This is a genomic window from Streptomyces thermolilacinus SPC6, assembly GCF_000478605.2.
Lineage (GTDB): Bacteria > Actinomycetota > Actinomycetes > Streptomycetales > Streptomycetaceae > Streptomyces > Streptomyces thermolilacinus.
This window is the reverse complement of the sequence record NZ_ASHX02000001.1, coordinates 1668303-1692384: the sequence shown is the minus strand read 5'-3', so window position 1 is coordinate 1692384 and position 24082 is coordinate 1668303. Positions and strand designations below refer to the sequence as shown.

The following is a 24082-nucleotide window of genomic DNA, read 5'->3' as shown; positions in this document are numbered from 1 at the left end:
CGCCGGGCGCCGGGTACGGCGAAAAGCCGGCCCACCCGAGGGTGGACCGGCTTTCAAGGCAACCGCAGAGGCTGCGCTACGACGAAACGTCGACTTTAGCGCGAGACCTTGCCGGCCTTGATGCACGAGGTGCAGACGTTGAGCCGCTTCGGCGTCCGACCGACCACGGCACGCACGCGCTGGATGTTCGGGTTCCAGCGACGGGACGTACGGCGGTGCGAGTGCGAAATGTTGTTGCCGAAGCCCGGCCCCTTGCCGCAGACGTCGCAGTTGGCAGCCACGGGTCACTCCAAAGACTTCAGATGCACTTACAGTGAAATCCGGCGAGCCGGAATCAGATCGGTGACATACAGGTCGGTGACTGAAGTGGCGTTGCCGGGGAACGGCCCGACTTTCATCGGGCAACCGGAGCAGCATACAACGGCCACTTCGGTAGAACGAAACTACCACGGACCGCCCGGCCCCCGCCCCGGCCCTCCCCGCCTCCCTGGGTCTACCCTGCGGTGCAGCCCACACGAGGAGGATCACCAGGTGCCGGAGAAGTCGGGACGGGACCTCGACCCCGCAGCGGTCCGAGCCTGGTGCTCACTGGCGCTGGACGCGCTGGGCCGGGAACGCGAGGAGATCGACGCGATCAACGTCTACCCGGTCGCCGACGGGGACACCGGAACCAACCTGTACCTGACCGTGGAGGCCGCCCGGCAGGCCGTCGAGGCCCTGTTCGCGGCCCACGACGCGGACGGCGCCGCCCCCTCGCCCGCCGGCACCGTGCGGGCCCTGGCGCACGGCGCGCTGATCGGCGCCCGGGGCAACTCCGGCACGATCCTGGCGCAGCTGCTGCGCGGCATGGCCGAGGTGCTGGCCCGCGGCTGTGACGGACACCACCTGGCGGAGGCGCTGGACACCGCGTCCGCCGCCGCCCGGCGGGCCGTCGCCCACCCCGTCGAGGGCACCATCCTCAGCGTCGCCTCCGCCGCCGCGCGCGCGGCCGCCGGTGCGGGCCCCGACCTGCGGACGGTCGCCAGGGCCGCGTACGAAGGCGCCCGCGCCGGGCTGGAGGCCACTCCGGGGCAGCTGGAGGTGCTGGCCCGCGCCGGGGTCGTGGACGCGGGCGGGCGGGGCCTGGTCACCGTGCTGGGCGCGCTCGTGGAGGCCCTGTCCGGCGAGGCCCCCGCCCCCATGCCCCGCACCCGGCGGGCAGCGCCCCTCCCGTACGACGCCGGGACGCCGGGGGAGCCCTGCGGGGCGGGCGGCCCCGCGTACGAGGTGATCTACCTCCTGGAGGCCGACGACGAGGCCGTCGCCGCGCTGCGCGCCCGCCTCGACGGGCTCGGGGACTCCCTGGTGGTCGTCGGCGGGGACGGACTGTGGAACGTCCATGTGCACGTGGACGACGCGGGCGCCGCCGTGGAGGCCGGGGTCGAGGCGGGACGCCCGTACCGCATCCGCGTCACCCACTTCGCCGCCGACGCCGCGAAGACCGGCGCCCCGCGGTCCGGCACGGCGCACCCCGACGGGCCCGCCGAACCGGCCCAGCGGGCCGTCGTCGCCGTCGTGCCCGGCGAGGGGCTGGCCGGGCTGTGCGCCGAAGCGGGCGCCACCACCGTCCTGGCGCTCCCCGGCCGCCCGCCCGCCAGCGGCGAACTGCTCGACGCGATCCGCCGCGCCCACGCGCGCGAAGTGGTCCTCCTGCCCAACTCCACCGACCTGCGCCACACCGCCGCGGCGGCCGCCGAACAGGCCCGCGCCGAAGGCGTGCGCGTCGCCCTCATCCCCACCCGCGCCGCCGTCCAGGGCATCGCCGCGCTCGCCGTCCACGAACCGGACCGCCGCTTCGACGAGGACGTGGTCGCCATGACCGCCGCCGCCGGAGCCACCCGCTACGGCGAACTCGCCGTCGCCGAGCACCAGTCGTTCACGTCCGCCGGGGTCTGCCAGGCGGGCGACGTACTCGGACTGATCGACGGCGACGTCGCCGTCATCGGCCACGACCTCGCCGAAACGGCCCGCGACGTGCTCGACCGCATGCTGTCGGGCGGCGGTGAGCTGGTCACCCTGGTCCTCGCCGCCGACGCCCCGCAGGACCTCGCCGACCGCCTGGAGCGCCATGTGCGCGACCGGTACCTCGCCGTGGACACCTGCGTCTACCACGGCGGCCGGCAGCAGGCGCCGCTCCTCATCGGCGTCGAGTGACCCGCCCCCGGCGACGGCCGGGGCCCGCCCGGTTGCCGCCCGCTGTCAGTGGCGTGGTGTGGAATGGACACCCGACCAGGACGGGGTACGGAAGGAGGAGGCCGCCGTGCTGAGCGAACCCCTGAAGAAGGTTCTCGGACCGGCCACCGCCAAGGTGATGGCCGAGGCCCTCGGCCTGCACACCGTCGGCGACCTCCTGCACCACTACCCGCGCCGGTACGCCGAGCGCGGCGAGCTGACCGCGCTGGCCGAGCTGCCGCTGGACGAGCACGTCACGGTCGTCGCCCAGGTCGCGGACGCCCGCCTCCACACGTACAACGGCTCGCGCGGCCGGGGCCAGCGGCTGGAGGTGACCATCACCGACGGCAGCGGCCGGCTGCAACTGGTCTTCTTCGGCAAGGGCGTCCACAAGCCCCACAAGGAACTCCTGCCGGGCACCCGCGCGATGTTCGCCGGAAAGGTGTCCCTCTTCAACCGCAAGCTCCAGCTCGCCCACCCCGCCTACGAACTGCTGCGCGGCGACGGCGACGAGGCCGTGGACAGCTGGGCCGGCGCCCTCATCCCGATCTACCCGGCCACCACCAAACTGGAGTCCTGGAAGATCGCCAAGGCGGTCGACGCGGTCCTCCCGCGCGCCCAGGACGCCGTGGACCCGCTGCCCCCCGCCCTGCGCGAGGACCGCGGCCTCACCGACCTGCCCGACGCCCTCCACAAGATCCACCGCCCGCGCGTCAAGGCCGACATCGCCGACGCCCGCGAACGGCTCAAGTGGGACGAGGCGTTCGTCCTCCAGGTCGCCCTCGCCCGCCGCCGCCACGCCGACACGCAGCTGCCCGCCGTCCCCCGCGAGCCCGTCCCCGGCGGCCTCCTCGACGCCTTCGACGCCCGCCTGCCGTTCACCCTCACCGACGGGCAGCGCGCGGTATCCAAGGAGATCTTCGACGACCTCGCCACCGACCACCCCATGCACCGCCTCCTCCAGGGCGAGGTCGGCAGCGGCAAGACGATGGTCGCCCTGCGCGCCATGCTCGCCGTGGTGGACGCGGGCGGACAGGCGGCCATGCTCGCCCCCACCGAGGTCCTCGCCCAGCAGCACCACCGGTCCATCACCGAGATGATGGGCGACCTCGCACAGGGAGGGATGCTGGGCGGCGCCGAACACGCCACCAAGGTCGTCCTGCTCACCGGCTCCATGGGCGCCGCGGCCCGCCGCCAGGCACTCCTCGACCTGGTCACCGGCGACGCCGGGATCGTCGTCGGCACCCACGCGCTGATCGAGGACAAGGTCAAGTTCCACGACCTGGGCCTCGTCGTCGTGGACGAGCAGCACCGCTTCGGCGTCGAGCAGCGCGACGCCCTGCGCGGCAAGGGCAAGCAGCCGCCCCACCTGCTCGTCATGACCGCGACCCCCATCCCGCGCACGGTCGCCATGACCGTCTTCGGCGACCTGGAGACCTCCGTCCTCGACCAGCTCCCGGCCGGCCGCTCACCCATCGCCACCCACGTCGTGCCGTCCCGCGACAAGCCGCACTTCCTCGCCCGCGCCTGGGAGCGCGTCCGCGAGGAGGTCGAGGGCGGCCACCAGGCGTACGTCGTGTGCCCCCGCATCGGCGACGACGAGGACGACACCGGGGCGGGCGGCAAGTCGGCCGCCAGGAAGGCCCGGAGCGCCGAGGAGCCCCCGCAGGACGCGGGCGCCGACGCCGACGGGAAGCGGCCGCCGCTCGCCGTCACCGAGGTCGCCGAGCAGCTCGCCAAGGGCCCCCTCGCGGGCCTGCGCGTGGAGGTCCTGCACGGCAGGATGCACCCCGACGACAAGGACGCCGTCATGCGCCGCTTCGCCGCGGGCGAGACCGACGTGCTCGTCGCGACCACCGTCATCGAGGTCGGCGTCAACGTCCCCAACGCCACGGCCATGGTCATCATGGACGCCGACCGGTTCGGCGTCTCCCAGCTCCACCAGCTGCGCGGCCGCGTCGGCCGGGGCACCGCCCCCGGACTCTGCCTCCTCGTCACCGACATGCCCGAGGCCACCCCCGCCCGGCAGCGCCTGGCCGCCGTCGCCGCCACCCTCGACGGCTTCGAGCTCTCCCGCATCGACCTCGAACAGCGCCGCGAGGGTGACGTCCTCGGCCAGGCCCAGTCCGGCGTCCGCTCCTCCCTGCGGATGCTCACCGTCATCGAGGACGAGGAGGTCATCGCCGCCGCCCGCGCCGAGGCCACCGCCGTCGTCGCCGCCGACCCCGACCTGGAGCGCCACCCGGAGCTGCGCACCGCCCTGGACGCCCTGCTGGACGCCGAGCGCGAGCAGTACCTGGAGAAGGGATGACCGGCCGTCGGCGGCGGACCGCGCGCGAGGGCGCGGGCGCCGCCGGCCCCACCAGCCCATATCGTGGAGTCGGGACACGCCCGCGAACGACCGACAAGGGACAAGGACTGACATGACCCGCGTGATCGCCGGAGCGGCCGGCGGACGCCGCCTGGCCGTGCCGCCGGGCAACGGCACCCGCCCCACCTCGGACCGGGCGCGCGAGGGCCTGTTCTCCACCTGGCAGTCGCTCCTGGGCACCCTCGACGGCATCCGCGTCGCCGACCTGTACGCCGGGTCCGGCGCGGTCGGCCTGGAGGCCCTGTCGCGCGGCGCCGCGCACGCCCTGCTGGTCGAGGCCGACGCCCGCGCCGCCCGCACCGTCCGGGAGAACGTCCGCGCGCTCGGCCTGCCCGGCGCCGAGGTCCGCACCGGCCGCGCCGAGCAGGTCGTCACGGGACCCGTGCCGGCCGAGCCGTACGACGCGGTCTTCCTCGACCCGCCGTACGCCGTCTCCGACGACGATCTTCGCGAGATACTCCTCACACTCCGCGTCCAGGGCTGGCTCGCGGCGGACGCCCTCGTCACCGTGGAGCGCAGCACCAGAGGCGGGGAATTCGGCTGGCCGGAGGGGTTCGAGGCCCTGCGGGCCCGTCGCTACGGCGAGGGAACGTTTTGGTACGGTCGCGCCGCCTCTACGTGCGAAGACGCACCATGACCGGACCGGAGAGCGAGGGACTTCAGTTGCGCCGAGCAGTCTGTCCGGGGTCGTTCGACCCCATCACCAACGGACATCTCGACATCATCGCCCGCGCCTCCAAGCTGTACGACGTCGTGCACGTGGCCGTGATGATCAACCAGTCGAAGAAGGGCCTGTTCACGGTCGAGGAGCGGATGGACCTGATCCGCCGGGTCACCGCCGAGTACGACAACGTGGTGGTCGAGTCGCACCACGGTCTCCTCGTGGACTTCTGCAAGGAGCGCGACATCCCGGCCATCGTGAAGGGCCTGCGCGCCGTCAGCGACTTCGACTACGAACTCCAGATGGCCCAGATGAACAACGGCCTGACCGGCGTCGAGACGCTGTTCGTGCCGACCAACCCCACCTACAGCTTCCTCTCCTCCTCGCTGGTCAAGGAGGTCGCGGCGTGGGGCGGCGACGTCTCGCACCTGCTGCCGCCCGTCGTGCACGAGGCGCTCGTCGCACGGCTCCGCGAGAAGTGACCGCCTGACGGATCGCCGGAAGCGCCCCCGGGCGGGCCGGACGAGCCCGGGGGACCGGTGTCAAACGGGGCCCGACTGGCCGTAGAGTCGTTCCGTCCGTCTTCCCATCCGGCTGTAGAGAGTGGCGAGCACACGGTGGACGTGCAGAAGAAACTCGACGACATCGTCGAGGCGGTCGGGAACGCCCGGTCCATGCCCATGTCGGCCTCCTGCGTGGTGAACCGCGCCGAACTGCTCGCGATGCTGGAAGAGGTCCGCCAGGCCCTCCCCGACTCCCTCGCCCAGGCCCGCGAGCTCATCGGCGGCCGCGAGCAGATGGTCGAGGAGGCCCGCCGCGAGGCCGAGCGCATCATCGCCGCCGCCCACGCCGAGCGCGGCTCCCTGATCTCCGACAGCCAGATCGCCCGCCAGTCCCAGGAGGAGGCCGACCGCATCCTCGCGGAGGCCCGCCGGGAGGCCGAGGAGATCCGCGCCGAGGCCGACGACTACGTGGACTCCAAGCTCGCGAACTTCGAGGTCGTCCTCACCAAGACCATCGGCTCCGTGGACCGCGGCCGCGAGAAGCTCCTCGGCCGGGGCCCGGGCCTCGACGAGCAGGGGTACGCCGACGAGGACGCCCCCGAGTACAGCGCCGACCCGCAGACCCTGGTGCAGCGCGCCGACGCGTACGTGGACGCCAAGCTGAGCGCCTTCGAGGCGGTCCTCGCCAAGACCCTGGAGGCCGTCGGCCGGGGCCGCCAGAAGCTCCACGGGCGGACCGCCACGGACGACCTCGGCGAGCACATGGCCGCCCAGGACGCCGCCGGCCCCCGGCAGCTCCACACGAGCGACGCCGACTACCTGGCCGGCCTCGCCGAGCTGGCGGACCCCGAGCCGCAGCACACGGCCCAGCCGGCCGCCGCGCACCAGGCGCCTCAGCCCGCTCCCGCACAGGCCCCGCCGCCGCCCGCGCACCAGCCGGACCCGTACGGCTACCCGGCCCAGCAGCCGCAGGACGCCTACGCGTACCAGCAGGACCCCTACGCGTACCACCAGCAGGGCTACGACCAGGGCGGCTACGCCCAGGGCTACGGCGCCCAGCAGGACCCGTACGCCTACCAGCAGCCCCAGGCGGCGCCCGCGCCCCAGCTGCCGCAGCAGCAGTCGGCTTCGCTGGACGAGACCAGCTTCTTCGACACGAGCATGATCGACCTGGAGCAGCTGCGCCGCTACGAGCAGGGGCACGGCCAGGGGCACTGATCCCGGCGCCGTACCGGACCGTGCGGCGGGCGAACGACCCGATTGGGCCCTGGGCGAAGCGTCCAGTATCCTGGCTGTTCGGTCGCGAGTACGTCCGCGATCCTGGCTGCCCGCTTAGCCCCATGGCCCTGCCGGTGCGGCCCCCTCCACGATTCCGAAAGCAGGAAGAGCCCTGAGTACGCGCCTCGACCACCGCAACCCCCTCGTGTTCGACACGCACGAGCTGGGGCGGCGTCCCGGTGCGCTCCAGCGGCTCACCCGCGAGGTGGCGGCCCCCGCCGACCTCGGCATCGACGGAGTCATCGGCGTACCGGAGGGCTCGCCTGTCGAGCTGGAGCTCCGTCTCGAGTCGGTCATGGAAGGGGTGCTCGTCACAGGCACCGCCCGTGCGTCGGCCGAGGGGGAGTGCGTAAGGTGTCTGGAGCCGCTGCGCCGAGAGGTCGTGGCGGACTTCCAGGAGATGTTCTCGTACCCCGACACCGATGACCGGGGCCGCCACGCGGCATCCGGCGACGATGCCGAGGACGACGAGGACATCATCCCCCTCGAGGACGGCATGTTCGACCTCGAACCCGTGCTGCGTGACGCGGTGGTGCTCGCACTGCCGATGCAGCCGGTGTGCCGGGAGGACTGTGCGGGACTGTGCCCCGAGTGCGGGGTCAGCCTGAACGACGACCCGGACCACCACCATGAAGCCGTCGACATCCGTTGGGCGGCACTGCAGGGACTCGCCGGTTCACTCGGGACCGACGAGAAGGACGACATGAGCGGCGCCGAACCGGGCGTCGACGAGAAGCAGGAGAAGTAGCCGTGGCTGTTCCGAAGCGGAAGATGTCGCGCAGCAACACGCGCCACCGCCGGTCGCAGTGGAAGGCTGCGGTCCCCACCCTGGTTTCGTGCGAGCGTTGCCAGGAGCCGAAGCAGCAGCACATCGCGTGCCCCAGCTGCGGCACGTACAACAAGCGCCAGGTCCTCGCGGTCTGAGCGGCTAGGTGAGAGGCGCGATGTCTGACGCCAGGAAGCAGGCGGAGAACACGGCCTCGTCCCACACGCTTCTGGAAGGGCGGCTCGGCTACCAGGTCGAGTCCGCCCTTCTGGTGCGTGCGCTGACCCACCGTTCGTACGCGTACGAGAACGGCGGTCTGCCCACCAACGAGCGGCTGGAGTTCCTCGGGGACTCCGTGCTCGGCCTGGTGGTCACGGACACGCTGTACCGCACCCACCCCGACCTGCCCGAAGGCCAGCTGGCCAAGTTGCGGGCCGCGGTGGTCAACTCGCGTGCGCTGGCGGAGGTCGGCCGCGGGCTCGACCTGGGCTCCTTCATCCGGCTCGGCCGGGGCGAAGAGGGCACGGGCGGCCGGGACAAGGCGTCCATCCTCGCCGACACCCTTGAAGCGGTGATCGGCGCGGTCTATCTCGACCAGGGTCTCGACGCGGCGTCGGAGCTGGTGCACCGGCTCTTCGACCCGCTGATCGAGAAGTCCTCGAACCTCGGTGCGGGCCTGGACTGGAAGACCAGTCTCCAGGAGCTCACCGCGGCCGAGGGTCTCGGTGTGCCGGAGTACCTCGTCACGGAGACGGGCCCGGACCACGAGAAGACCTTCACTGCTGCTGCCCGCGTCGGTGGTGTCTCGTACGGCACCGGCACCGGCCGCAGCAAGAAGGAAGCGGAGCAGCAGGCGGCGGAGTCCGCCTGGCGCGCCATCCGCGCGGCCGCCGACGAACGCGAGGCGGCGGCACGGGAGGCCGCGACCACGGCCGCCACGGCGGCGGCTGAGGCGCCCTCCGTGGCCGAGGTCACCGCGGCCTCCGCCACCGCGGTGGCGGACGCGCCGGCCGACACGGACCCCGCGACGGCGGACCCGGCCACGGCCTGACCGGCTCCGGCCAGTCGGGTCACGGCCCGCCGGACTCCGGCCCGCCCGGACACCGGGCTCCGGCCCGCCGGTCACGGCCTGATCACCGCCAGGGCCGGGCGCACCGCTCCCGGTCCCTGAACCGCCGCACCCCCGGTGGCCGCCCCGGCCGCCACCGGGGGTGCGTCCGCGTTCCCACCCACGCCCACGCCCCCAGTCTTCCCTTCCCGCGAGGAGTGCCCGTGCCCGAGCTGCCCGAGGTCGAAGTCGTCCGGCGGGGACTCGAACGCTGGGTGAGCGGGCGTACCGTCGCCGCCGTCGAGGTGCTGCACCCCCGTGCCGTACGGCGGCACATCGGCGGCGGCCCCGACTTCGCGGCGCGCCTGACCGGGCACCGGATCGGCGTGGCCCGGCGGCGCGGCAAGTACCTGTGGCTGCCGCTGGACGACACGGACGCCTCCGTACTCGGCCACCTCGGCATGAGCGGGCAGCTCCTCGTCCAGCCCGAGGACGCCCCCGACGAGAAGCACCTGCGCATCCGCGTGCGGTTCGCCGACGCGCTCGGCACGGAACTGCGCTTCGTGGACCAGCGCACCTTCGGCGGGCTTTCCCTGCACGACAACACCCCGGACGGTCTGCCCGACGTCATCGCGCACATCGCCCGCGACCCGCTGGACCCGGCGTTCGACGACGCCGCGTTCCACACGTCCCTGCGGCTGCGGCGCACCACCATCAAGCGCGCCCTGCTGGACCAGAGCCTGATCAGCGGCGTCGGCAACATCTACGCGGACGAGGCGCTGTGGCGTTCCCGCCTCCACTACGACCGCCCCACCGCCCTGTTCACCCGCCCCCGCTCGTACGAGCTGCTCGGGCACGTCCGGGACGTCATGAACGCGGCGCTCGCGGTCGGCGGCACCAGCTTCGACAGCCTGTACGTCAACGTGAACGGCGAGTCCGGCTACTTCGACCGGTCGCTGGACGCGTACGGGCGCGAGGGCGAGCCCTGCCGCCGCTGCGGCACCCCGATATGCCGCCGCCCCTGGATGAACCGCTCCAGCTACTTCTGCCCCCGCTGCCAGCGCCCCCCGCGCCCCACCGCCAAGCCCCGCACCTGACCCGCCGGCCCGCGCACCGGCGCTGTCCACGGGGGCGGCCCGCGAGCGGCGGGACGGCTCTGGGATGCTTCACCGCATGGTGTACCCGGCGACGGAGGACATGACCTCCGAGGAACGCGCGTTCATGATCAACGCGACGGAGATCGACGTCCTCCCCGGCGTCCGGGGCGACCTGCCGGAACCGCTCGCGTCCGCGAGCGGCGCGGAGCTCGCCGCGGTCCTCCTCCCCCTGGTGGACAAGGGCTGGATCGAGGTGTGCCCGGTCGTCCCGTGGACCGCCCCCGACGGCAGCGAGGGCTACCAGCCCGGCCCGGCCTTTCCCCGCGAGGACCTCCCCGCGCTCCTGGCCGACGACGGCCGCTGGGAGTACGCCGAGGACCGGGACTTCACAGGCGGCCTCACGCTCACCCTTACGGAGGCGGGCGAAAGGATTCCCCGCTGACCGGCGGCAGGCTCAGAAGCCGAAGTTCTGGGTCCACCACGGGCCGCCGGCGGCGATGTGGACGCCGACGCCGAGGCGCTTGAAGTCGCAGTTCAGGATGTTCGCGCGGTGGCCCTCGCTGTTCATCCAGGACTCCATCACGGCGGCCGCGTCCGCCTGGCCGCGGGCGATGTTCTCGCCGCCGAGACCCTCGACGCCGGCCTGCGCGGCGCGCTCCCAGGGGCCGTCGCCGTCGGGGTCCGTGTGGGAGAAGAAGTCCCGCGCGGCCATGTCCTGGCTGAACGCCCGGGCCAGGTCGCCGAGCTCCGTCGAGGCGCGGACCGGGGCGCAGCCGGCCCCGGCGCGCTCCTGGTTGACCAGCTCCAGGACGGCGGCCTCCGCGGCCGCCGCCCGGCTGGTCGTGTTGAGCCGGGGCGTCGGCGACTCGGTGGTCCTCTCCGGCACGGGCGCCGCCTCGGTACGGGGCGGGGGTGCGGGCGTCCTGGTCTTCACCGGGGTCGGCGACGCCGTCCTGGCGGGCGTCGGCGTCGGCTTCGGCGAGGCGGTGGACGGCTTGGGGGAGGGCGACTTCGACGGGGCCGCGGGGGACGGTGACGCGCTGGGCGCGGCCGTCACCGACGGCGTCCCGGTGCTCGGTACGGCCTCCGCACGCCCCTGCGCGTCCAGGTCCGACGTACCGCTGGAACGTATCTCCTGCGGCGAGGAGCCGCCGCCGATGGTGAACGTCTCGCCGCCGGGCAGGATGCCCGACGTCACCGCGACGGCGCCCACCGCCAGGGCGGCCGAGGCGCCGAGCAGCCCCCCGCGCAACGGCAGCGCCCGCTTCTTCCGCCGCGCGCCCCGGTGTCCTCGGTGCGTACCGGCGGCACCGGCCGCGTACTCGTCGGCGGCGGGTGCGGCGCCGGAGCGTCGATGGCGTCCCATCTGCTCTGCCTCCTGCTCCTGCGTCCTGCAGTGTGCTGTGTGGTCGGTGCTGTGGTGCGTGGTGTGTCGGTCGGTCGTGTCCCCGTGGTGAGCCCGGCCCCGGCGGGATTCCCCCGAACGGGTGAAGCTCATTGGGTGGGGACTGTACGCCATGACGCACGGGGGCGAAGTGCCGCCGAAGCGATTGGCCGGTTAGCGTGCAGCCATGAACGACGAGGCACGGCTCACGGCATGGGTACGCGGACGAGTACAGGGAGTCGGCTTCCGCTGGTTCACCAGGGAGAACGCCCTGGAGATCGGCGGCCTCACCGGTTTCGCCCTCAACCTCGACGACGGCCGCGTCCAGGTCGTCGCCGAAGGCCCGCGTGAGAATTGCCACCGTCTCCTGGAGTGGCTGCGCGGCGGCGACACACCCGGTCGCGTGGACGGCGTCACTGAGATCTGGGACACGCCGCGCGGCGGATACGAAGGATTCCAGGTCCGTTGAAAGCAACCGTGAGCGACCGTGGCGCATCCCCCATTCCGGGGGCGCGCGGGGCGATAAGGGGCGCCTCGGGAAGTCACGCGCGCTACCTGTGGGGACAGAAATGACCAGGTGATTGGCGAGAGGGGGTTGTGGCGCGGCCCCCCGCGCGCAAGGATGATCTCCAAGCCCTCCGGGCACCGTGTGAGAGGCGCCGCCGCGTGTTCTGCGGCAGTGGCGCCCCCGGTCGCCCGTCGATCCAGGGCGTGATCGTGTTGACCGTCAAACTTTTTGGTGACACCCTGGAAGCCCCGCGCACCTTAGTTGTTCGGCGGTCAGAACCGCAGCGGCACCCCCGCCGCCGGACATCGCGGGTGCGTAAATCCCTCACGACCCACACCGCTTCGGTCGGTCACTCATTGTGGAGGACCATCCATCATGGCAAAGGCGCTTCTCGGTTATGTCGGCGGTACCGACCCGCGACTGCTCGCCGAGATGCGACGGCTTCAGCAGCGCGTCCAGGACCTCGAGTCCGAGCTGGTCCGGATTCAGTCCGAGAACGACGCGCTCGCCGCTGCCGCCGCTCACCGCGAGCCGCTGCTCGACGGCATCGACATCGACGTACCCAAGGGCGAGCCTGCGCTCACCTGACTCCCGCAAGGGAACCCCGTAGCACTTGGGCCTGCGGGATGGTGAGAAACACTCTCGCGAACAGATATGCAAGGGACGCTCCGGCGTCCCTTCTTTCTTTTCCGCCCCCCGTGTTCACCTGCGCGTTCCTCACCGGACGCGCCATGCTTACCGACTGATCTGCCCCCCTTGTTCAGCGGTCAAACGAAACCCGCCCGGTAGAGTCCCGGAGCGTGCACCTCAAGGCCCTGACCCTGCGCGGATTCAAATCCTTCGCCTCCGCCACCACCCTGCGGTTCGAACCGGGCATCACCTGCGTCGTCGGCCCCAACGGCTCCGGAAAGTCCAATGTCGTCGACGCGCTCTCCTGGGTCATGGGCGAACAGGGCGCGAAATCCCTGCGCGGCGGCAAGATGGAAGACGTGATCTTCGCCGGTACGACCGGCAGACCGCCCCTGGGACGCGCCGAGGTTTCCCTCACGATCGACAACTCCGACGGCGCCCTGCCCATCGACTACGCGGAAGTCACCATTACGCGGATCATGTTCCGCAACGGCGGCAGCGAATACCAGATCAACGGCGACACCTGCCGCCTCCTGGACATCCAGGAACTCCTCAGCGACTCCGGTATCGGCCGCGAGATGCACGTCATCGTCGGTCAGGGCCAGCTCGACTCCGTCCTCCACGCCGATCCCATGGGCCGCCGCGCCCTGATCGAAGAGGCGGCAGGCGTCCTGAAGCACCGCAAACGCAAGGAGAAGGCGCTGCGGAAGCTCGACGCGATGCGGGCCAACCTCGCCCGCGTCCAGGACCTCGCCGACGAGCTGCGCCGCCAGCTCAAGCCCCTCGGACGGCAGGCCGCCGTCGCCCGCCGCGCCGCCGTCATCCAGGCCGAGCTGCGCGACGCGCGGCTGCGGCTCCTCGCCGACGACCTCGTACGCCTCAGGGAAGCGCTGGCCGCCGAACTCGCCGACGAAGCCGCCCTCAAGGAGCGCAAGGAGCGGGCCGAGGCCGAGCTCGGGGAAGCCGCCGCGCGCGAGGCAGCCCTGGAGGAGGAGGTGCGGCGGCTCGCGCCCCGCCACCAGCGCGCCCAGCACACCTGGTACGAGCTGTCGCGGCTCGCCGAGCGGGTGCGCGGCACGATCTCCCTGGCGGACGCCCGCGTCAGGAGCGCCACCGACCGGCCCGTCGAGGAACGCCGGGGCCGCGACCCCGAGGACCTGGAGCGCGAGGCCGCCCGCGTACGGGAACAGGAGGCGGAGCTGACCGCCGCGCTGGAGGCCGCCGAGCGGGCCCTGGAGGACACCGTCGCCCACCGCGCCGAACTGGAGCGGGCCCTCGCCGCCGAGGAGCGCCGCCTCAGGGACGCCGCCCGCGCCATCGCCGACCGCCGCGAGGGCCTCGCCCGCCTCACCGGCCAGGTCGGCGCCGCCCGCTCCCGCGCGGCCGCCGCCCAGGCCGAGATCGACCGGCTGACCGCCGCGCACGACGAGGCCCGCGAGCGCGCCGCCGCCGCGCAGGAGGAGTACGAACGGCTCCAGGCGGAGGTCGACGGCCTCGACGCCGACGACGCCGGACTCGCCACCGCCCACGAGGCCGCCAAGCGGGACCTGGCCGAGGCCGAGGCACAGGTCACCGCCGCCCGCGAGGCCGCCACCGACGCCGAACGCCGCCGCGCGGCCACCCGCGCCCGGCACGACGCCCTCGCCCTCGGCCTGCGCCGCAAGGACGGCACCGGCGCGCTCCTCGACGCGGCCGACCGGCTCACCGGCCTCCTCGGGCCCGCCGCCGGACTGCTCACCGTCGAACCCGGCCACGAGGCCGCGCTCGCCACGGCACTGGGCGCCGCCGCCGACGCCCTCGCCGTGACCGGCCCGGCGACCGCCGCCGAGGCCATCCACCTGCTCCGCAAACAGGACGCCGGCCGCGCCACCCTGCTGATCGCGGCCGGCCCGGACACGCCGGGACCGCGGGACGACGAGCGCCCCGCCCTCCCCGAAGGCGCCGTCCACGCCGTCGACCTGGTGCGCGGCCCCGACGACCTGATGCCCGCCGTACGGCGGCTGCTGCGGGACGTCGTGGTCGTCGGCACCCTCCAGGACGCCGAGCACCTGGTGCGCGCCCGCCCCGGGCTCACCGCCGTCACCGGCGACGGCGACCTGCTGGCCGCCCACCTCGCGCACGGCGGCTCCGCCGGGGCGCCCAGCCTCCTGGAGGTCCAGGCGTCCGTCGACGAGGCCGCCGCCGAGCTGGCCGACCTGGCCGTACGGTGCGACGAGCTCGCCGAGCGGCAGGAACAGGCCGCGGAACAGCGCCGGGCCCGCGCCGCCCGCGTGGAGGAGCTGGCGGAGCGGCGCAGGGCCGCCGACCGGGAGAAGTCGGCCGTCGCCCAGCGCCTCGGGCGGCTCGCCGGGCAGGCCAGGGGCGCGGCGGGCGAGGCCGAACGCGCCGCCGCCGCGGTCGCCCGCGCCCAGGAGGCCCTCGACCGGGCGGCCGAGGAGGCCGAGGAGCTGGCCGAGCGGCTGCTCGTCGCGCAGGAGGCCCCCGCCGACGACGAGCCCGACACCTCCGTACGGGACCGGCTCTCGGCCGACGGCGCCAACGCCCGCCAGACCGAGATGGAAGCCCGCCTCCAGCTGCGCACCCACGAGGAACGCGTCAAGGCCCTCGCCGGACGCGCCGACTCCCTCGACCGCGCCGCCCGCGCCGAACGCGAGGCCCGCGCCCGCGCCGAACAGCGCCGCGCCCGGCTGCGCCACGAGGCGGAGGTCGCCCGGGCCGTCGCCTCCGGCGCCCGGCAGCTGCTCGCGCACATCGAGGTGTCCCTCGTACGCGCCGAAGAGGAACGGTCCGCCGCCGAGACCGCCAAGGCCGCCCGCGAACAGGACCTGGCCGCCGCCCGCGCCCGGGGCCGGGACCTCAAGGCCGAGCTGGACAAGCTGACCGACTCGGTGCACCGCGGGGAGGTGCTCGGCGCCGAGAAGCGGCTGCGCATCGAGCAACTGGAGGCCCGGGCCCTGGAGGAGCTGGGCGTGGACCCCGCCGCGCTCGTCGCCGAGTACGGCCCCGACCAGCCCGTACCGCCTCCGCCCAACGCCGACGGCGAACCGCGCCGCGAGGACGGCGAACCGCACGACGCCGGCGAACCGCACGACGGACCGGACGGGGCGCCGGGCCGGCCCTTCGTACGCGCCGAGCAGGAGAAGCGGCTCAAGGCCGCCGAACGGGCGTACCAGCAGCTCGGAAAGGTGAATCCGCTCGCCCTTGAGGAATTCGCGGCGCTGGAGGCGCGGCACAAGTTCCTCGCCGAGCAGCTGGACGACCTGAAGAAGACCCGCGCGGACCTCCTGCGGGTGGTGAAGGAGGTGGACGAGCGGGTGGAGCAGGTCTTCACGGAGGCGTTCTCGGACACGGCCCGCGAGTTCGAGGGTGTCTTCGCGCGGCTGTTCCCGGGCGGCGAGGGGCGGCTCGTCCTGACCGACCCGGACAACATGCTGACCACCGGCGTGGACGTCGAGGCGCGGCCGCCGGGCAAGAAGGTCAAGCGGCTGTCGCTGCTGTCCGGCGGCGAGCGGTCGCTGACGGCCGTCGCGATGCTCGTGTCCATCTTCAAGGCGCGGCCGAGCCCCTTCTACGTGATGGACGAGGTCGAGGCCGCGCTGGACGACACGAACCTCCAGCGGCTCATCCGGATCATGCAGGAGCTCCAGGAGAGCTCGCAGCTGATCGTCATCACCCACCAGAAGCGGACCATGGAGGTCGCGGACGCGCTCTACGGGGTGTCGATGCGGGGCGACGGGGTATCGAAGGTCGTGAGCCAGAGGCTCCACTGACCACCGTCAGCATGATCCATTACAAACCTTGAACACACGCAGCCGAACTCTGCGCTTCACGTCACACCACACCAAGTATTGACTTCGAAAGTTGAAGGCATAGTCTCGGCGGCGACGTATTCACCTTCAAGTGGTGGGCGGCATGTCGTTGTGCGCCACTGGAAGGGCTCGCCCCCCACGCCCGGCGACGGTGCCGGGCCCAGGAGTACCACGTGACCAGCGCCACGCAGCCCCCCGCGTCGGGAGCCCGCCAGGCCCACCCCGACCACCTCAGCCACGTCATCTTCATCACGGCGGCCGCCGCGATGGGCGGCTTCCTCTTCGGCTACGACAGCTCCGTCATCAACGGCGCCGTCGAAGCGGTACGCGACCGCTACGACGTCGGCTCCGGCACGCTCGCCCAGGTCATCGCCATCGCGCTCATCGGCTGCGCCGTGGGCGCCGCGACCGCGGGCCGCCTCGCGGACCGTATCGGCCGCATCCGCGTCATGCGGATCGCCGCCGTCCTGTTCACCGCGAGCGCCATCGGCTCCGCCCTGCCGTTCAGCCTGTGGGACCTGGCGTTCTGGCGGGTCGTCGGCGGCCTCGGCATCGGCATGGCCTCCGTCATCGGCCCCGCGTACATCGCCGAAGTCGCGCCCGCCGCCTACCGCGGCCGCCTCGGCTCCTTCCAGCAGGCCGCCATCGTCATCGGCATCGCCGCCTCCCAGCTGGTCAACTACGCGATCCTCAACCTCGCCGGCGGCAAGCAGCGCGGTGAGATCGCCGGCCTCGAGGCATGGCAGTGGATGCTCGGTGTCGAAGTCCTGCCCGCCGTGCTCTACGGCCTGCTCTCCTTCGCCATCCCCGAGTCGCCGCGCTTCCTGATCTCCGTCGGCCGCAAGGACCGCGCCCGCGAGGTCCTCGAGGAGGTGGAGGGGCACAACGTCGACCTCGACGCCCGCGTGGCCGAGATCGAGACCGCCATGCGCCGCGAGCACAAGTCCACCTTCAAGGACCTGCTCGGCGGCCGCTTCGCCCTGCTGCCGATCGTCTGGGTCGGCATCGGCCTGTCCGTCTTCCAGCAGCTCGTCGGCATCAACGTCGCGTTCTACTACTCCGCCACCCTGTGGCAGTCCGTGGGCATCGACCCGGCAGGGTCGTTCTTCTACTCGTTCACCACGTCGATCATCAACATCATCGGCACCGTGATCGCGATGGTGCTGGTGGACCGGGTCGGCCGCAAGCCGCTCGCCCTCGTCGGCTCCGCCGGTATGGCCATCGCCCTCGCCATCGAGGCATGGGCGTTCTCCGCCGACCTCGTGGACGGCAAGCTGCCCGAGACCCAGGGCGTCGTCGCCCTGTTCGCCGCCCACGCCTTCGTCCTCTTCTTCGCCCTCTCGTGGGGCGTGGTCGTGTGGGTCTTCCTCGGCGAGATGTTCCCCAACCGGATCCGCGCCGCCGCCCTCGGTGTCGCCGCCTCCGCCCAGTGGATCGCCAACTGGACGATCACCGCCAGCTTCCCGTCGCTCGCCGACTGGAACCTCTCCGGCACGTACATCATCTACACGGTCTTCGCCGTGCTCTCCATCCCCTTCGTGCTCAAGTTCGTGAAGGAGACCAAGGGCAAGGCGTTGGAGGAGATGGGCTAATCCCCGCTGCCCCTCTCCTCGACCTTCCGGCTGCCCCGGCCCGCGCCTTCCGCGCGCCGGGGCAGCCGTCGTCGTACGACACCCGGCACGCCGCGCAGCGCCAGGGAGGTGCGGCAACGGCGTCGCGCATACTGGACAGACCATGGAATTCGTCATCCTTGCTGTAGTCATCGCCCTGGTCGCGGTCGGCGTGATCAGCGGCCTCGTCGTCGGCGGGCGCCGGAAGAAGCAGCTCCCGCCGCCCGAGGCCCCCTCGACCACGCCGACCATCACCGCCCCGCCAGCCGAGCCACGCGTCGGCGAGGAGGCGGAGACACCCCGCGACGAGAAACGCCGGACCATCGACGAAGTCGGCCTGCCGACGGCCGAGGAGGCCGTCGAGACGCCCACCGCCGTCGAGGACCCGGTCGTCGCGGAGCCCCCCGTCCGCGAGATCGAGATCCCCGCGCCCACCGCCGGCCGGCTCGTCCGGCTGCGCGCCCGGCTCGCCCGCTCCCAGAACTCCCTCGGCAAGGGCCTGCTGACGCTGCTCTCGCGCGACAACCTCGACGAGGAGACGTGGGAGGAGATCGAGGACACCCTCCTCACCGCCGACGTCGGCGTCGCCCCCACCCAGGAGCTCGTGGAGCGCCTGCGCGAGCGCGTCCGGGTCCTCGGCACGCGCACGCCCGACGAGCTGCGCGCCCTCCTCCGCGAGGAGCTGCTCACCCTCGTCGGCACCGACTACGACCGCTCCGTGAAGACGGAGGGCGGCCTGGAGACCCCGGGCGTCGTCATGGTCGTCGGCGTCAACGGCACCGGCAAGACCACGACGACCGGCAAGCTCGCCCGCGTCCTCGTCGCGGACGGCCGCTCCGTCGTGCTCGGCGCCGCCGACACCTTCCGCGCGGCCGCCGCCGACCAGCTCCAGACCTGGGGCGAGCGCGTCGGCGCCCGTACGGTGCGCGGCCCCGAGGGCGGCGACCCCGCGTCCATCGCGTACGACGCCGTGAAGGAGGGCATCGCGGAGGGCGCCGACGTCGTGCTCATCGACACCGCGGGCCGCCTGCACACCAAGACCGGTCTCATGGACGAGCTCGGCAAGGTGAAGCGCGTCGTGGAGAAGCACGGCCCGCTCGACGAGGTCCTCCTCGTCCTCGACGCCACCACCGGCCAGAACGGTCTGATCCAGGCGCGGGTCTTCGCGGAGGTCGTGAACATCACCGGCATCGTCCTCACCAAGCTGGACGGCACGGCGAAGGGCGGCATCGTCATCGCCGTCCAGCGCGAACTGGGCGTCCCGGTGAAGCTGGTCGGCCTCGGCGAGGGCGCGGACGACCTGGCGCCCTTCGAGCCGGAGGCCTTCGTGGACGCCCTGATCGGCGACCCGGCCTGACCCCCACCCCCACCCCTCACGCGAGCGGGGCGGCCCGGCAGCGCATCAGCGCCGACGGGCCGCCCCGCTGCTGTTCCCCGGCCGTGAGGGCCGTGAGGGCCGTGAGGGCCGTGAGTCCGTAAGCCCGTGAAGCGGTGAGGGCCGCGAGGCGGTGCGTCCGTGAGGCGGCGAGACCTCAGGCCGCCGCCACCCGGTGGCTCGTGTACGCCAGGGTGCCCAGCAGCAGGCGGGCCTTTGGGGCCGTGTGCGGAGCGTCCGGGGACGGGGCGCGCAGCCAGCGGACCGGGCCGAGCCCGCCCATGTCCGACGGGGGCGCCGTGATCCAGGAGCCCGGCCCCAGGCCCCGCAGGTCCAGCTCCGCGTCGTCCCAGCCCATCCGGTAGAGCAGGCCCGGCAGCTCCCGCGCCGCCCCGGGCGCCACGAAGAACCGCGCCCGACCCGTCGGCGTCACGCACACCGGCCCCAGCGGCAGCCCCATGCGCTCCAGCCGCACCAGCGCCCGCCGCCCCGCCGCCTCCGAGACCTCCAGCACGTCGAACGCCCGCCCGACCGGCAGCATCAGCGACGCGCCCGGGAACCGCGACCACACCTCGGCCACCTCGTCCAGCGACGCGCCCGCCGGGACCTCCGGCGCGAACCCCAGCGGGTGCGCCCCCGGGGCCGTACAGGAGGCGTCCCCGCAGGAGCAGGCGCCGTTCGCGGCGCGGGCGCCGGGCGCCACGCCCCAGCCCCACAAGCCGGTGTACTCCGCCACCACGGTGCACTCCGCCGCTCGCGTGGCGCGGCGACGGGACCCCGTCAACGTCAACCCAGCAAGGCCGGTGAAACCCGTCCACCCGGACCGCATCTCGCGGATGCGCGTGCCGCCGATCGTGAAGCCCATGCCCCCTCCAACGGGTCGAAGTCGCCGATGGTTACGACCCGGAGCGCGGTCGTGACGCTCCGTCATGTCGCCACCCGTCCAGGCGGCGCGCGGAGTTCGGCCGGGTGGTGCGCGCATCGCTCGCGCGCCGCCTCACGCCTCGATGCGCTGGGCCTCCGCTTGTCATGTGTCAAGTGAATCGCGCCCCGTCGCAGGGGAGTTCGTTCGAAGGGGTGGCGAATGGTGGCGTTTCTGCAAAGGCCATCGCGAGACGGGTGATCGTAGGATTACTGTCGGTGCGCGAACCCCGGGTAGCGTCCGCACTCGTGGGTATGCCGGAGGCAATGCGGCGACCGCGGCCGGAATGTGTGCCAAAGCGTGCGAATCCCGGACAGCGGCCCGCGATCCACGGCATTCTGACCAGGGTTCGGCAACACGGAGATTCGGCGGATGGGGGCCTTCCAGTGGGCGGCAGCGGCACAGACGGTACGAATGCCGGAAAGCGCCCGAACGAGCAGCTCGCCTCGTGGTTCGTGCGCAGCGGCTGGTCCAAGGGCGAACTCGCCCGCCAGGTGAACCGCCGGGCCCGCCAGCTGGGCGCCCACCACATCAGCACCGACACCTCCCGCGTACGGCGCTGGCTCGACGGGGAACAGCCCCGCGAGCCCATCCCGCGCATCCTGTCCGAGCTGTTCTCCGAGCGCTTCGGCACCGTCGTCGCCGTCGAGGACCTCGGCCTGCGCGCCGCCCACCAGTCACCCTCGGTGTCCGGCGTGGACCTGCCCTGGGCCGGGCCGCAGACGGTGTCGCTGCTCAGCGAGTTCTCCCGCAGCGACCTGATGCTCGCCCGGCGCGGCTTCCTCGGCACGTCCCTCACCCTCGCCGCGGGCCCCTCCCTCATCGAGCCGATGCAGCGCTGGCTCGTTCCCGCCCCGGCCGCCGACCACGCCGACCCGCCCCCGCCGGCCCGGCGCCCGCACCGGCTCTCCAAGGCCGAGCTGGACATGCTGGAATCCACCACCGCCATGTTCCGCACCTGGGACGCCCAGAGCGGCGGCGGCCTGCGCCGCAAGGCGGTCGTCGGACAGCTCCACGAGGTCACCGACCTCCTCCAGGAGCCGCAGCCCGCGGCGATCTCCGAGCGCCTCTTCCGCTGCGCCGCCGAACTGGCCGAGCTCGCCGGGTGGATGAGCTACGACGTGGGCCTCCAGCCCACCGCGCAGAAGTACTTCGTCCTCGCCCTGCACGCCGCCAAGGAAGCCGGGGACAAGCCCCTCGGCTCGTACATCCTGTCCTCCATGAGCCGTCAGATGATCCATCTGGGGCGGCCGGACGACGCCCTTGAACTCATCCACCTCGCGCAGTACGGCAGCCGCGACTGCGCCACCGCCCGCACCCAGGCCATGCTGTATGCGATGGAGGCCCGCGCCTACGCCAACATGGGGCAGCCCGGCAAGTGCAAGCGGGCCGTGCGGATGGCCGAGGACACCTTCGCCGACGCGGGCCTCGACGGCGAGCCGGACCCCGACTGGATCCGCTTCTTCAACGAGGCCGAACTCAACGGCGAGAACTCCCACTCCTACCGTGACCTCGCCTACTTCGCGGGCCGCAGCCCCACCTACGCCTCCCTCGCCGAACCGGTCATGCAGCGCGCCGTCGACCTGTTCGCCGTGGACGCGGAGCACCAGCGCTCCTACGCCCTCAACCTCGTCGGCATGGCCACCGTCCACCTGCTCAAGCGGGAGCCCGAGCAGGCCATGGACAAGGCGCGGCAGGCCCTCGATGTCGCCGGGCGGGTCCGCTCCGAACGGGTGAACACGCGGCTCCGCAAGACCGTGGACACCGCCGTACGGGACTTCGGCGAGGTCCCCGAGGTCACCGACATCACCGAGCTCCTCGCCAAGAAGCTGCCCGAGACGGCGGAAGCCGTCTGATCCCCACGGGCCCGACCGCACGAGCCACCCCCACGGCCCCGCCCCAGGTCCCCGGCCGCGGCAGCCACCCCGTACAGCCCGATTCGGTTCCCCCACCGCCAGGTCGACGGGCGCGCTGCCGCGGCCGGTCCACGACCGGACCGGAGGGTAGCGCCGTGACCGATCCGTGACCCGGCGGTTCACGGCGACGTAACACGCCCCACCTCTTCGTCACCACGCGGAAACACCGAGCGGCATCGTCCGAAACGGCGCTGCGCGAATCTCCTGCGTCATAACCGGCCATCCCTCACAGCCGCGCAGCCCCCGCTCCGCGCCCCGCACAGGCCGACCGACGACGAGGAGACGCCGATGCCCCCAGGCATCCTGACGCTCGCCGCAGAGGAAGCACCCGCGCTCTCTGCCGCCAACACCGGATTCATGCTCATCTGCTCCGCCCTCGTGATGCTGATGACCCCCGGCCTGGCCTTCTTCTACGGAGGCATGGTCCGCGTCAAGAGCACCCTCAACATGCTGATGATGAGCTTCGTCAGCCTCGGGATCGTCACGGTCCTGTGGGTCCTCTACGGCTTCAGCGTCGCCTTCGGCACGGACATCGGATCGGTCGTCGGCTGGTCCTCCGACTACGTGGGCCTCAGCGGCATCGGCCGCGACCAGCTCTGGGACGGCTACACGATCCCCGTCTTCGTCTTCGCCGTCTTCCAGCTGATGTTCGCGGTCATCACCCCCGCCCTGATCAGCGGGGCCCTCGCCGACCGCGTCAAGTTCGGCTCCTGGGCCCTGTTCATCGCCCTGTGGGCCACCGTCGTCTACTTCCCCGTCGCCCACTGGGTCTGGGGCTCCGGCGGCTGGCTCTTCGAGATGGGCGTCATCGACTTCGCGGGCGGCACCGCCGTCCACATCAACGCGGGCGCCGCCGCCCTCGGCGTGATCCTCGTCATCGGCAAGCGCGTCGGGTTCAGGAAGGACCCGATGCGCCCCCACAGCCTCCCCCTCGTCATGCTCGGCGCCGCCCTGCTGTGGTTCGGCTGGTTCGGCTTCAACGCCGGTTCCTGGCTCGGCAACGACGACGGCGTCGGCGCGGTGATGTTCGTCAACACCCAGGTCGCCACCGCCGCCGCCATGCTCGCCTGGCTGGCGTACGAGAAGATCCGCCACGGCGCCTGCACCACCCTCGGCGCCGCCTCCGGAGCCGTCGCCGGTCTCGTCGCCATCACCCCGTCCGGCGGCTCCTGCTCCCCGCTTGGCGCCATCGCCATCGGCGCCGTCGCCGGTCTCCTGTGCGCCATGGCCGTCGGCCTCAAGTACAAGTTCGGCTACGACGACTCCCTCGACGTGGTCGGCGTCCACCTCGTCGGCGGCGTCGTCGGCTCCGTACTGGTCGGCTTCTTCGCCACCGGCGGCGTCCAGTCCGACGCCAAGGGCCTCTTCTACGGAGGCGGCGCCGACCAGCTCGTCAAGCAGGTCGTCGGCGTCGCCGCGGTCCTCGCCTACTCTCTGGTCGTCTCCGCCGTCCTCGCCCTGATCATCCACAAGACGATCGGGATGCGCGTCAGCGAGGACGACGAGATCTCCGGGATCGACCAGGTCGAGCACGCCGAGACCGCGTACGACTTCAGCGGCGCCGGCGGCGGCACCGCCCCCCGCAAGGCCGTACCCGCCACCGCCGGCACCCCGGCGGCGGCGCAGCAGAAGAAGGTGGACGCATGAAGCTCATCACCGCGATCGTCAAGCCCCACCGGCTGGACGAGATCAAGGAAGCCCTCCAGGCCTTCGGAGTCCAGGGACTGACCGTCACCGAGGCCAGCGGATACGGACGCCAGCGCGGCCACACGGAGGTCTACCGCGGTGCCGAGTACACCGTGGACCTCGTACCCAAGATCCGCATCGAGGTCCTCGTCGAGGACGACGACGCCGAACAGCTCATCGACGTCGTCGTCAACGCCGCCCGCACCGGCAAGATCGGCGACGGCAAGGTGTGGAGCGTCCCCGTCGAAACCGCCGTACGCGTCCGCACCGGCGAACGCGGACCCGACGCACTGTAAGGGAGCAGCCG

The 24082-nt window shown here is 72.8% G+C and carries 21 protein-coding genes; 18 read left to right on the top strand and 3 right to left on the bottom strand.

All coding sequences use genetic code 11. The features are described from left to right. Positions 1-95: 95 nt before the first annotated feature. The gene (rpmB, locus tag J116_RS06870) at positions 96-281 is read right to left on the bottom strand and encodes a 50S ribosomal protein L28 (RefSeq protein ID WP_003957616.1); all 186 of its coding nucleotides are present in this window, start codon (positions 279-281) and stop codon (positions 96-98) included. Between the two features lie 250 nt (positions 282-531). On the opposite strand from rpmB, the gene J116_RS06865 reads away from it, so the two are divergent. From J116_RS06865 to J116_RS06820, 10 genes are all read left to right on the top strand, one after another. Next, positions 532-2193, top strand: coding sequence for a DAK2 domain-containing protein (locus tag J116_RS06865; RefSeq protein ID WP_023586353.1), 1662 nt, complete (start codon positions 532-534; stop codon positions 2191-2193). 157 nt (positions 2194-2350) lie between these two features. Further along, positions 2351-4522 carry an ATP-dependent DNA helicase RecG gene (recG, locus tag J116_RS06860; RefSeq protein WP_235617412.1) on the top strand — a complete coding sequence of 724 codons (2172 nt, stop codon included), beginning with the start codon at positions 2351-2353 and terminating at the stop codon, positions 4520-4522. 112 nt (positions 4523-4634) lie between these two features. Further along, complete coding sequence (gene rsmD, locus J116_RS06855; RefSeq protein WP_023586351.1) at positions 4635-5219, top strand: 16S rRNA (guanine(966)-N(2))-methyltransferase RsmD; 585 nt, start codon at positions 4635-4637, stop codon at positions 5217-5219. Further along, a complete protein-coding gene (coaD, locus tag J116_RS06850) occupies positions 5216-5725 on the top strand; it encodes a pantetheine-phosphate adenylyltransferase (RefSeq protein ID WP_037946550.1) in 510 nt (169 codons plus the stop codon). The genes rsmD and coaD overlap by 4 nt, the downstream gene beginning before the upstream one ends. Positions 5726-5860: 135 nt before the next feature. Then, on the top strand, positions 5861-6964 hold the full coding sequence (locus J116_RS06845) for an ATP synthase F0 subunit B (RefSeq protein WP_023586349.1): 1104 nt from the start codon (positions 5861-5863) through the stop codon (positions 6962-6964). A gap of 205 nt (positions 6965-7169) precedes the next feature. Further along, entirely contained in the window at positions 7170-7772 is a 603-nt protein-coding gene (locus J116_RS06840) for a YceD family protein (RefSeq protein ID WP_023586348.1), read from the top strand. A gap of 2 nt (positions 7773-7774) precedes the next feature. Continuing rightward, positions 7775-7948 carry a 50S ribosomal protein L32 gene (gene rpmF / locus J116_RS06835; protein WP_003957604.1) on the top strand — a complete coding sequence of 58 codons (174 nt, stop codon included), beginning with the start codon at positions 7775-7777 and terminating at the stop codon, positions 7946-7948. A 20-nt stretch (positions 7949-7968) separates the two neighbouring features. Beyond that, a complete protein-coding gene (rnc, locus tag J116_RS06830; protein WP_023586347.1) occupies positions 7969-8841 on the top strand; it encodes a ribonuclease III in 873 nt (290 codons plus the stop codon). A gap of 221 nt (positions 8842-9062) precedes the next feature. Beyond that, the gene (mutM, locus tag J116_RS06825; protein WP_023586346.1) at positions 9063-9935 is read left to right on the top strand and encodes a bifunctional DNA-formamidopyrimidine glycosylase/DNA-(apurinic or apyrimidinic site) lyase; all 873 of its coding nucleotides are present in this window, start codon (positions 9063-9065) and stop codon (positions 9933-9935) included. 76 nt (positions 9936-10011) lie between these two features. Next, the gene (locus J116_RS06820) at positions 10012-10377 is read left to right on the top strand and encodes a hypothetical protein (RefSeq protein ID WP_037946547.1); all 366 of its coding nucleotides are present in this window, start codon (positions 10012-10014) and stop codon (positions 10375-10377) included. A gap of 12 nt (positions 10378-10389) precedes the next feature. Here the strand turns inward: J116_RS06820 and J116_RS06815 are convergent, their stop codons facing one another. Next, a complete protein-coding gene (locus tag J116_RS06815; protein ID WP_023586344.1) occupies positions 10390-11301 on the bottom strand; it encodes a CAP domain-containing protein in 912 nt (303 codons plus the stop codon). A gap of 205 nt (positions 11302-11506) precedes the next feature. Between J116_RS06815 and J116_RS06810 the strand changes: the two genes are divergently transcribed. From J116_RS06810 to ftsY, 5 genes are all read left to right on the top strand, one after another. Beyond that, on the top strand, positions 11507-11788 hold the full coding sequence (locus tag J116_RS06810) for an acylphosphatase (protein WP_023586343.1): 282 nt from the start codon (positions 11507-11509) through the stop codon (positions 11786-11788). A gap of 414 nt (positions 11789-12202) precedes the next feature. Further along, positions 12203-12415, top strand: coding sequence for a hypothetical protein (locus J116_RS06805; protein WP_023586342.1), 213 nt, complete (start codon positions 12203-12205; stop codon positions 12413-12415). Between the two features lie 212 nt (positions 12416-12627). Further along, complete coding sequence (gene smc / locus J116_RS06800) at positions 12628-16227, top strand: chromosome segregation protein SMC (protein ID WP_023586341.1); 3600 nt, start codon at positions 12628-12630, stop codon at positions 16225-16227. Between the two features lie 212 nt (positions 16228-16439). Continuing rightward, the gene (locus tag J116_RS06795) at positions 16440-17858 is read left to right on the top strand and encodes a sugar porter family MFS transporter (protein WP_023586340.1); all 1419 of its coding nucleotides are present in this window, start codon (positions 16440-16442) and stop codon (positions 17856-17858) included. Positions 17859-18000: 142 nt separating this feature from the next. After that, on the top strand, positions 18001-19233 hold the full coding sequence (ftsY, locus tag J116_RS06790) for a signal recognition particle-docking protein FtsY (protein WP_023586339.1): 1233 nt from the start codon (positions 18001-18003) through the stop codon (positions 19231-19233). Positions 19234-19408: 175 nt separating this feature from the next. Here ftsY and J116_RS06785 read toward each other — a convergent pair whose 3' ends face one another. After that, positions 19409-20116, bottom strand: coding sequence for a bifunctional DNA primase/polymerase (locus tag J116_RS06785; protein WP_023586338.1), 708 nt, complete (start codon positions 20114-20116; stop codon positions 19409-19411). A gap of 443 nt (positions 20117-20559) precedes the next feature. On the opposite strand from J116_RS06785, the gene nsdA reads away from it, so the two are divergent. From nsdA to J116_RS06770, 3 genes are all read left to right on the top strand, one after another. Further along, positions 20560-22029, top strand: a complete 1470-nt coding sequence (gene nsdA / locus J116_RS06780; RefSeq protein WP_023586337.1) for a transcriptional repressor NsdA — start codon at positions 20560-20562, stop codon at positions 22027-22029. A 348-nt stretch (positions 22030-22377) separates the two neighbouring features. Continuing rightward, complete coding sequence (locus J116_RS06775) at positions 22378-23736, top strand: ammonium transporter (RefSeq protein ID WP_023586336.1); 1359 nt, start codon at positions 22378-22380, stop codon at positions 23734-23736. Continuing rightward, on the top strand, positions 23733-24071 hold the full coding sequence (locus tag J116_RS06770) for a P-II family nitrogen regulator (RefSeq protein WP_023586335.1): 339 nt from the start codon (positions 23733-23735) through the stop codon (positions 24069-24071). Before J116_RS06775 ends, J116_RS06770 begins: the two co-directional genes overlap by 4 nt. The last annotated feature ends 11 nt before the right edge of the window (positions 24072-24082 follow it).

Bases quoted from the DNA above. Each gene is read 5' to 3' on its own strand.
- recG (WP_235617412.1), top strand. From the start codon at position 2,351: ATGGCCGAGGCCCTCGGCCTGCACACCGTCGGCGACCTCCTGCACCAC.
- rsmD (WP_023586351.1), top strand. From the start codon at position 4,635: ATGACCCGCGTGATCGCCGGAGCGGCCGGCGGACGCCGCCTGGCCGTG.
- coaD (WP_037946550.1), top strand. From the start codon at position 5,216: ATGACCGGACCGGAGAGCGAGGGACTTCAGTTGCGCCGAGCAGTCTGT.
- rnc (WP_023586347.1), top strand. From the start codon at position 7,969: ATGTCTGACGCCAGGAAGCAGGCGGAGAACACGGCCTCGTCCCACACG.
- J116_RS06820 (WP_037946547.1), top strand. From the start codon at position 10,012: ATGGTGTACCCGGCGACGGAGGACATGACCTCCGAGGAACGCGCGTTC.
- J116_RS06815 (WP_023586344.1), bottom strand. From the start codon at position 11,301: ATGGGACGCCATCGACGCTCCGGCGCCGCACCCGCCGCCGACGAGTAC.
- J116_RS06810 (WP_023586343.1), top strand. From the start codon at position 11,507: ATGAACGACGAGGCACGGCTCACGGCATGGGTACGCGGACGAGTACAG.
- J116_RS06805 (WP_023586342.1), top strand. From the start codon at position 12,203: ATGGCAAAGGCGCTTCTCGGTTATGTCGGCGGTACCGACCCGCGACTG.
- ftsY (WP_023586339.1), top strand. From the start codon at position 18,001: ATGGAATTCGTCATCCTTGCTGTAGTCATCGCCCTGGTCGCGGTCGGC.
- J116_RS06785 (WP_023586338.1), bottom strand. From the start codon at position 20,116: ATGGGCTTCACGATCGGCGGCACGCGCATCCGCGAGATGCGGTCCGGG.
- J116_RS06775 (WP_023586336.1), top strand. From the start codon at position 22,378: ATGCCCCCAGGCATCCTGACGCTCGCCGCAGAGGAAGCACCCGCGCTC.
- J116_RS06770 (WP_023586335.1), top strand. From the start codon at position 23,733: ATGAAGCTCATCACCGCGATCGTCAAGCCCCACCGGCTGGACGAGATC.